9 protein-coding genes are annotated in these 8540 nt (G+C 46.1%); 8 read left to right on the forward strand and 1 reads right to left on the reverse strand.

The window, feature by feature from the left end:
- The gene (locus ACYCS5_RS26180) at window positions 1-324 is read left to right on the forward strand and encodes an MGMT family protein (protein ID WP_029518440.1); all 324 of its coding nucleotides are present in this window, start codon (window positions 1-3) and stop codon (window positions 322-324) included.
- A gap of 155 nt (window positions 325-479) precedes the next feature.
- Here the strand turns inward: ACYCS5_RS26180 and ACYCS5_RS26185 are convergent, their stop codons facing one another.
- Entirely contained in the window at window positions 480-668 is a 189-nt protein-coding gene (locus tag ACYCS5_RS26185) for a hypothetical protein (RefSeq protein WP_459760336.1), read from the reverse strand.
- Between the two features lie 318 nt (window positions 669-986).
- On the opposite strand from ACYCS5_RS26185, the gene ACYCS5_RS26190 reads away from it, so the two are divergent.
- The 7 genes from ACYCS5_RS26190 to glpX all read left to right on the forward strand — a co-directional run bounded on the left by ACYCS5_RS26190 (window position 987) and on the right by glpX (window position 8354).
- The gene (locus tag ACYCS5_RS26190) at window positions 987-2150 is read left to right on the forward strand and encodes a TolC family protein (RefSeq protein WP_318628436.1); all 1164 of its coding nucleotides are present in this window, start codon (window positions 987-989) and stop codon (window positions 2148-2150) included.
- Window positions 2151-2163: 13 nt separating this feature from the next.
- On the forward strand, window positions 2164-3624 hold the full coding sequence (locus ACYCS5_RS26195; RefSeq protein ID WP_029518438.1) for an efflux RND transporter periplasmic adaptor subunit: 1461 nt from the start codon (window positions 2164-2166) through the stop codon (window positions 3622-3624).
- Window positions 3625-3630: 6 nt separating this feature from the next.
- The gene (locus tag ACYCS5_RS26200) at window positions 3631-4350 is read left to right on the forward strand and encodes an ABC transporter ATP-binding protein (protein WP_029518437.1); all 720 of its coding nucleotides are present in this window, start codon (window positions 3631-3633) and stop codon (window positions 4348-4350) included.
- Window positions 4347-5558: an ABC transporter permease gene (locus tag ACYCS5_RS26205; RefSeq protein WP_029518436.1), complete on the forward strand. Its 1212-nt coding sequence runs from the start codon at window positions 4347-4349 to the stop codon at window positions 5556-5558. The genes ACYCS5_RS26200 and ACYCS5_RS26205 overlap by 4 nt, the downstream gene beginning before the upstream one ends.
- Before the next feature lie 239 nt (window positions 5559-5797).
- Window positions 5798-6412, forward strand: coding sequence for a helix-turn-helix transcriptional regulator (locus ACYCS5_RS26210; RefSeq protein WP_223822107.1), 615 nt, complete (start codon window positions 5798-5800; stop codon window positions 6410-6412).
- A 13-nt stretch (window positions 6413-6425) separates the two neighbouring features.
- Window positions 6426-7229, forward strand: a complete 804-nt coding sequence (locus ACYCS5_RS26215) for a pyruvate, water dikinase regulatory protein (protein WP_029518435.1) — start codon at window positions 6426-6428, stop codon at window positions 7227-7229.
- A 147-nt stretch (window positions 7230-7376) separates the two neighbouring features.
- On the forward strand, window positions 7377-8354 hold the full coding sequence (gene glpX / locus ACYCS5_RS26220; protein ID WP_165150815.1) for a class II fructose-bisphosphatase: 978 nt from the start codon (window positions 7377-7379) through the stop codon (window positions 8352-8354).
- Window positions 8355-8540 lie beyond the last annotated feature (186 nt).

The following is an 8540-nucleotide window of genomic DNA, read 5'->3' on the forward strand; positions in this document are numbered from 1 at the left end:
ATGCAGCCTTTCACTGCCCGTGTGCTTCAAATTATACTGTTGATCCCTGAGGGAAAAGTAATGACTTACGGTCAAATTGCGGCAGAGGCCGGAAGCCCAAGAGGTGCCAGACAGGTGGTGCGGATTTTGCATACATTGAGCCAAAAACACCGGCTTCCTTGGCATAGAGTAGTCAACCGTTTGGGGGAGATTGCTTTGCAGGAGGATGAGTCCGCATCCCTGCAGCGTCTGTATTTGGAGGAGGAAGGCATACGGTTTAATGAAAACGGGCGCATTCCACTGGATCAATATCTCTATGATCCGCAGGCAGAGATGGAAGAATAGGCGCGGAACAAGCTATGCGGTTTTATATTAAATTTGATCATCATAAAGAACCGGGACAAGTCAATTAACGATTTGTCCCGGTCTTTTTCATCTAGCATACGAAGCAGATAACTAGAGGTAATCTGTTATTTATAGCATAAGATTCATTTGTCATTTTATCCGATAAGATGCTGCTGATCCCGTTGGGCAAGGTGAAAAGAAATGCTGTTCATCAGTGGTATATCGTTATTTTTCCGGGCTTCCCGGATGAGTTGTTTCTTTTTTTGTTCTGATTCACGTAAAAAGCGGGTCATCCACAAATCAGACAGTTCGTTAGTGGTTGTCATACGAGATTCTTTTATCATCTATTAACCCTCCCAGTGAGCGGCTGTTATTCTTTCTCTAGTATATGTTCCAAACCTTAATAGATGCTGTTGGTTTCCTTAAAATTAGCTGAAAATTAGGTAAAGTTAAGGTAAAAATAGGTTGAATCCATATCTGATTGGACGAAAAGTAGTATAAAGCGAGTAATCTGGAAGTAAAGGTTACAAAAATGTATTGTTTTGACACCTTGTACCAACACAAACCTGAAAGTACAATTAGAATGCAAGAGTTTGTGGAAATTTATGTCGAAAAAAACGGAAAAGATTCGAAGAATGCACCGAAAGGGGAGAGATTCATCTATGAAGCAAAAAGCGGCTGCCGTGCTGCTTGTATTGTCATTATCATCAGGCTTGGCCTCCACTGTACAGGCTGAGAGTTTATCAGGAAATGTAGCATCAAGTACGTCAGTTAAACCTTCTGCTGCGGCTCCATCGAAGACATCATCCATAACGGGTCAGGCTTTACCTACATTGACACTCAAGCAGGCCGCGGAATGGGCACAGACGAACAGTTACAATACACGTACCGCCGAACGGGACGTAGAGCGCCGCAGAATGGAACTGAAAAATGCAGAAAAGGACCTGGGCAATTCACCTGTCGATTTTATAGACAATGAGTATGTTGATGATGAAACGTCATGGAGAAATTACAGTTCCTCGACGCTATCTTATTTAGCCAGCAAAAAGCAGGCGCAGTTCGCCAAAGACCAGATTTATTTTAATGTGATGAAAAGCTATCAAAGTGTGTTCGTGGCAGAGAATCAGGTGAAAAATGATCTAGAAGCGCTTGAAATCGCCCAAGCGGAGGAAAAGATTGCACTTGCCAAATTTGCGCGCGGAAAGCTGTCTGAGTATGCGAAAAACGAGAGTACACAGGCCAGAAGCCAAGCTCAGCAAACCGTAGAGCAGGGGAAAATTGCGTTGCAAAAATCCAGGGATGCCCTGAACTTCCTCATGGGACAGCCTAATGGAACAGCTTATGAATTGGTCGATCGACCCGTGTACAAGGAACCGAAGAAGCTGGATATCGAATTACATATACAACAGCTGACAGACATGAATCCAAATTTATGGAAGCTGGAGGATAGCATCAAAACTTCGGAGCTTAATGTGAGATATTTCGATTTTAACAATGGTGCTGGTGCTTATGATCTAGCTAAAATGGATGTCGATACGGCTAAGGAGGAACTCGACAAAGGTCAAAAGGATTTTGCCGAATCTCTCCGTAATTTGTATGCCACAGTTAAGGAAAATCAAAAGAAATACGTACAACTGGAAGAAAGCTTGCGTACAGCAAAAGAGGCCTTGGAATTATCACGCAAAAAGTGGGCCAGAGGTCTAATTATTGAGATGGAATTGAAAAATAATCAGTTGAAAGTGAACCAGATTGAACGGCAAATGGAAGAGCTTGCGATCGAGTTGGATCAAAATGAGTATACGTTGAACAAGCCATGGAGCACATAGGGAGGAAACGGCATTGGCAGAAACGGTTTTAAATGACGCTTTAATCAAGTTACGGAGAAAACGGAGAAAAAAGTGGATCTGGACTGCAATTGTTCTACTGGTTGTCGGTGGAGGCGGAGCAGCAGTATACCTAAATTTGCCCAAAGAACAGGCGGCACCGTTGGTTCAGGATGAGAAGCTTAAAGTAGAACGCGGCGATGTGAGCGAGAAGCTGGATACGTCCGGTACCGTACAGGCTTCCAAGGAAGTGAAGTTGAATTTTACAAGCGCAGGCGAAAATAAGCTGGCAGCGGTGAACGTGAAGGCCGGAGACAAAGTGAAGAAAGGACAAGTCCTGGCTCTTCTGGACAGTTCTGAAATTAAAATGCAAATTCAGAGTGCGTCTGATACTTTGGAAATATCTAAAGCCAAGCTGGCTGAATTGGAGAAAGGTCCGAAGGCTGAGGACATTGAAATTCAGAAAACAAATGTACTTCGGGCCAAAATGGCTATCGATACAGCGCAAGAATCATTTGAGCTGGAAGAAGCCGAAAGTCAGAAGAAAACTTCCCAAAAGCAGTTGGAACAGGCGCGAAAGGCATATGAAGACCAAAAGTTTTTACATGATGCCGGGGCGGTGTCCAACAGTGAATTGGAGCAGGCAGAGCAAGCACTGGATAAAGCACAGACGGACTATGATGGTCTGGATCTGCAGTTCCGCAAAATCATGTCACAAAAACGTCGCACCATTTCAGAGGCTGAAATCGGATATCGTACGGCAATGGCAGAGCTTCGCAAAATTCAGGTTCCGGCTGATGCATCCAATATTCAAGCCTCACGGATAGAGGTTCGAAGACAGGCGACGGAACTGGAGCAGAAGAAAAATGAATTGAACAAGCTTCAGGTTACAGCACCTTGGGACGGGGTAATCTTGAAGGTGAACGGGGATGTAGGGACCAGTCCGACAGCTCCATTCATTGTCATGAATAACTCGGATTCCAACGACCTTAAGGTGGTTGTGAAGGTAAGTCAGACCGACATTGTCAAAGTAAAGAAGGGTCTTTCAGCCGTGTTGACTACCAATGCCTATCCGGGTGAATCATTTCCAGGGAAGGTGCAATTCGTGTCACCGGAAGCCTCTACGGATGAAGGGATGACGACGTATCTGATGGAACTGTCTGTTCATGACCCGAAAGGCAAGCTCAAAACGGGCATGATTATGAATGTGGCCGTTATTTTGGGAGTACACAAAAATGTACTGTTCGTACCTGCGACTGCGCTGAGATCCGAAGGGGGACAGGATGGCGTGTATGTTTCCGCTAATAATGCTGCAAATCCAGGGGCGCGCACTTTCAAGCCCGTAGAACTCGGATTTTATACGCCAGATCGAGTCGAACTCAAGTCAGGTGTAAAGGAGGGTGACACGCTTATTGTGCCTGCTCCTGAACCTCCGCCGGACCCTTCCGCTATGGGCGGCATGCAGGGAGGCTTTTAAACGGGTATGAGATACGTCATTCAGATTGAGGATTTGAAAAAAGTGTACCATGTCGGAGATCAGGAAATTCATGCTCTGCGTGAGGTTCAACTTGATATTGCTGACGGTGATTTTGTTGCGATTATGGGACCGTCTGGATCAGGCAAGTCCACGATGATGAATGTTATCGGCTGTCTGGATTTACCTACGTCAGGACAATTTTATTTGGACGGCTATTCGATCTTAGATGCCCGTGAGGATGAACTGGCTATTATACGTAATCAGAAAATCGGATTTGTATTTCAAAAATTTCATTTGCTCCCGCGATCAACGGCTCTGGAGAATGTGGAACTGCCTATGATTTATGCAGGTATTCCTGTCAAGGAGCGTCGTTTGCGGGCAATGGAAGCCCTCACTAGCGTAGGTCTAGGCGATCGGATGAACAATAGGCCGAACGAATTGTCAGGCGGTCAGCAGCAGCGGGTATCCATTGCCCGCGCACTTGTGAACAATCCGGTCATTCTCTTGGCGGATGAACCTACAGGCGCATTGGACTCCAAAACAAGTGTTGAAATAATGGGGATTTTTCAGCGTCTGAATGATCAGGGGAAAACGGTTGTATTGGTTACTCATGATCAAGAGGTTGCGGAATACGCCAAGCGTCTGATTCATTTTCGAGATGGGCGGATTGAAGAGGATCAGCCTGTTGGGAAACGAAGAATGGCGGCAGAGGAAGTGAAGGCATGAAGTTTAAGGAAATTATCCGTGTATCACTCAACAGTTTGCGAACCAATATGCTGCGATCTTTGCTGACCATGGTGGGCATTATTATCGGAGTGGCCGCTGTGATTATGATTGTAGCCATCGGTAAAGGATCAACGGCTACGATTACATCTCAGATCAACAGTATGGGAAATAATCTGCTGATGATCTATCCTTATGCTCCATATGATGGCTCTAGTTCCATGTCGTTCAATCAGACGAAAGGAATATCTCTAAAAGATATCGATGCGCTAGAGCAGCAAAAAGCAGTAGCAGAGGTAGCACCAAGTGCTATGACCAATGCAGATATTACGTGGAGTCGCAATAAGGTCAGTGGACAAATTGAGGGGACTTCACTGGCATTCGTTCATGTGAGAAAGCTGTCACTAGCTCAAGGCAGGTCGTTTACCCACTATGAAGTGGATAAACAAATGAATGTGGCCGTGCTTGGGAGTGATGCGGCCCGTAATATTTTTGGTCCGGATGCCTCCAGAGCGGTCGGTGAGACGATCATGATCAAACAGCTTCCTTTTAAGGTGGTCGGTGTGCTGGCAAATTCCAATTCCAATATGAGTAACAGCGGTCAGCAGGTATATGTACCGATTACAACGGGGATGGAACGGCTAGGCAATATGAGTATTCAGCAGGTGAACGCCTCTGCAACATCAGAGGAGAAGATTGATCAGGCAAGTGCAGAAATTCGGCAGGTGCTTCGTGTCAGACATGAGCTAAAGCCATCAGAGGGCGATGACTTTCAGATCATGACCCAGACGGAAATCTTAAAAACAGTGTCCGGGGTTGATCGGATTATGAATATGCTGCTGGCCGGTGTAGCTGCAATTGCGCTTGGCGTTGGAGGTGTCGGCATTATGAATATTATGCTGGTGTCCGTCACGGAACGTACGAGGGAGATCGGGATTCGTAAAGCGATTGGTGCGCAACGTAGTGATATTATGCTGCAGTTTGTGGCTGAGGCTGTTTTTCTCAGTCTGATGGGTGGACTAGTTGGCGTAATGGTGGGTCTCGGAGGTGCAAAACTGCTTGAGAAATTCGTCCAAATGCCGATTGTGTATTCGATAGAGCCCGTGCTTTACTCTTTTCTGTGCTGTATGGCAGTCGGAGTGTTGTTCGGAGTATATCCGGCGCGGAAGGCGTCTAAGCTGCGTCCAATTGATGCTTTAAGATACGAATAAGAGAGCGGGTACTTCGCCTTACTCGAAAGAGCAGGGTGTAAAGTGCCCGTTTTTTTGTGTTGAATAAGTGTTTTAAATGATAAAAAGACATGAATAACCACTTTAATTTTATATATGTGATGTTTTATATGCTTTTTAAGGTTGATTTATTGTTATATATGACGTATTATATTCAATATTAGATCGCAAGAAAAAAAGGAGGGACGTTCATCATCGACCTTACGGCAAGACAAGTAGAAATTTTAAACATCGTACAAAAGCATGCCCCAATTACCGGGGATCAGATTGCGGAAATGCTTAATCTCAGTAAGGCGACCATTCGGACCGACCTATCCAAATTGGGTATTCTGAATTACATAGATGCAAAGCCCAAGGTCGGATATTTTGTTGGAAAGCGGGGCACGCCGAACCGGGAGGAAAAATTCCGGCTATTGCAAATGAAGGTGGGCGATCTTCACGGGGTTCCAGTCATCGTACGTGAAACAACAACGATTCAGGAAGCTGTTGTAGCTCTCTTTTTGGAAAATGTGAGCAATTTGATCGTTACCGATGAAGACGGAGATTTGGCAGGGGTAGCTTCCCGCAAGGATTTGCTTAAGGTAACATTAGGGAATCCCAATGCAGCAACCATTCCTGTCAGCCTAGTGATGACCCGACAGGCGAATGTTGTCACCGTTTCCCCAGAGGATACGGTATTAGAGGCAGCGCGCAAAATTATTGCCCGTCAAATCGACAGTCTGCCTGTCGTCGTCCCTTCCGACTCCGACAAGCCAGGAGAGCACTGGAAAGTCGTGGGACGTATTACAAAAACAAATATTATTAAAATGTTGCTCGATATGGTAGCAGAGGATTAATGGGAGGAATCGAATGGTTCAGGCGAGCAGTCATTTTATAGCGATCTGTTCAGACTCGATTGGCGAGACGGCAGAAGCTGTCGTACAGGCGACCATGCGCCAGTTTGAGTTACCGGACACAGAGATCAAAAGATTTATGAACGTGAGGGATGAAGACGAACTGAGCCGGGTGATGGAGGAAGTTGCCGAGCGTAGAGGCTTTGTAGCTTATACGCTGGTACAGCCGGAATTGAGAGAGGCGATGAAAGAAGAGGCTGTCCGGCTGAATGTGCGGGCTGTCGACATTATGGGACCAATGATGCAGGCGTTTGCCGATACGTTCCATAACGATCCCAAAGAGAAGCCTGGTCTGCTGCACCGACTGGACGACAACTATTTTCGGCGTGTAGAGGCCTTGGATTTTGCGGTTCAATACGATGATGGCAAAGATGTGAGCGCCATTCTCAAAGCGGATATTGTATTGCTTGGAGTATCCCGTATTTCCAAAACCCCTTTATCCATGTTTCTCGCGCATAAAGGTTATAAAACGGTCAACATACCGGTTGTGCCGGAGCTGACACCGCCTGTTCAGTTGAAGGATGTTCAGCGTGGTCGAGTGTTCGGATTAACGATCGAGCCAGAGTTACTGTTGAAAATACGCAGTGAGCGACTAAAGGTTATGGGGCTTCCTAATAATGTGCAGTATGCTACAGCGACGAGAGTGGAAGAGGAAATAGCGTATGCGCAGTCTTTGTTTAAAGAGCTGAATTGTCCGGTTATTGATGTTACAGATAAGGCGATTGAAGAGACGGCAGGTTTAATTATCAGAATGTTATAGAGCTTAGTAGCTGCTCATATAACTAAAAATTAAAAACGTAGGATACAGGAGTTTAATAGATAAATAGAAAGATTGCAGCAAAGCTGCCCTAAATATATTCATTTGCTTAAGGGTAATAATTATTTTAGGAGAGGTGGAGGGATAGGTATGGAGAGTCAAATGGCATTGGAATTCGTTCGGGTAACAGAGGCAGCGGCACTGCAATCAGCACAATGGACAGGGCGTGGAGATAAGAATAGCGCAGACGAGGCGGCTACGGTAGCCATCCGCACTCATTTTAATGCGGTATCCATGGACGGCACGGTCGTCATTGGCGAAGGCGAAATGGATGAGGCTCCCATGCTGTATATCGGGGAAAGAGTAGGCAATCGCAGAGGACCGGCTATGGACATCGCTGTCGATCCACTGGAAGGAACCGAAACGGTGGCAAATGGTTTGAATAACGCTCTGTCGGTCATTGCTGCTGCACCTCGTGGTAGTCTACTCCACGCTCCTGATATGTACATGCAAAAAATGGCCGTTGGCCCGGCGCTGGCTGGAAAGCTGTCACTTGAGGACCCAATCCCGACCACATTGTCAAAAGCTGCACGAGCACTCGGTAAATCCTTGTCTGATCTTACCGTGTCCATTCTGGATCGTACACGGCACGCCGGGATTATCAAGCTTCTGCGGGAAAGCGGAGTTCGTATCAAATTGCTAGGCCATGGGGATGTGATGGGCGCGATTGAAACATGCCTGGATAGCGGTGTAGATTTGCATATCGGTTCTGGTGGCGCTCCTGAGGGTGTATTGGCCGCTGCAGCGCTGAAATGCATGGGCGGAGAAATACAGGGCCGTTTGTTGCCTCATGGTGAAGAAGAGATTGAGCGTTGCAAACGTATGGGCATTACTGATCCTGGCGCGTTGCTATCTATGGATGATATGGTTGGACGGCAAGGCGTGATGTTTGTGGCTACAGGTGTAACACCTGGAGAGTGGTTGCAGGGGGTTCGTTCTCTTCCCGGCCACAGAGCGGAAACTCATTCAGTCGTAATGCACTCGGATACAAAAACGATTCGCTTCGTGCGGAGTATCCATCATACAGCTGATTCTTCCGGTACGCTTGCGGTAGCGGCATCTTCTTGAACATTGAAGTCATGGCTTATAGTTCAATAAAACAGCGGTATCTAGGACTTATCCAAGGATACCGCTGTTTTTCATATTTTAGGGTCAATCTAACTGTCATAGAACAGATGAAGTTATCAACTCCATGGAATAAGAATCGAGTATACCTCACTTTTATTGAGTGACGTAAACATAATTATCTTTGTC

It is taken from the genome of Paenibacillus sp. SEL3 (genome assembly GCF_054602585.1).

Bases quoted from the DNA above. Each gene is read 5' to 3' on its own strand.
- ACYCS5_RS26190 (WP_318628436.1), top strand. From the start codon at position 987: ATGAAGCAAAAAGCGGCTGCCGTGCTGCTTGTATTGTCATTATCATCA.
- ACYCS5_RS26215 (WP_029518435.1), top strand. From the start codon at position 6,426: ATGGTTCAGGCGAGCAGTCATTTTATAGCGATCTGTTCAGACTCGATT.
- ACYCS5_RS26180 (WP_029518440.1), top strand. From the start codon at position 1: ATGCAGCCTTTCACTGCCCGTGTGCTTCAAATTATACTGTTGATCCCT.
- ACYCS5_RS26200 (WP_029518437.1), top strand. From the start codon at position 3,631: ATGAGATACGTCATTCAGATTGAGGATTTGAAAAAAGTGTACCATGTC.
- ACYCS5_RS26185 (WP_459760336.1), bottom strand. From the start codon at position 668: ATGATAAAAGAATCTCGTATGACAACCACTAACGAACTGTCTGATTTG.
- glpX (WP_165150815.1), top strand. From the start codon at position 7,377: ATGGAGAGTCAAATGGCATTGGAATTCGTTCGGGTAACAGAGGCAGCG.
- ACYCS5_RS26205 (WP_029518436.1), top strand. From the start codon at position 4,347: ATGAAGTTTAAGGAAATTATCCGTGTATCACTCAACAGTTTGCGAACC.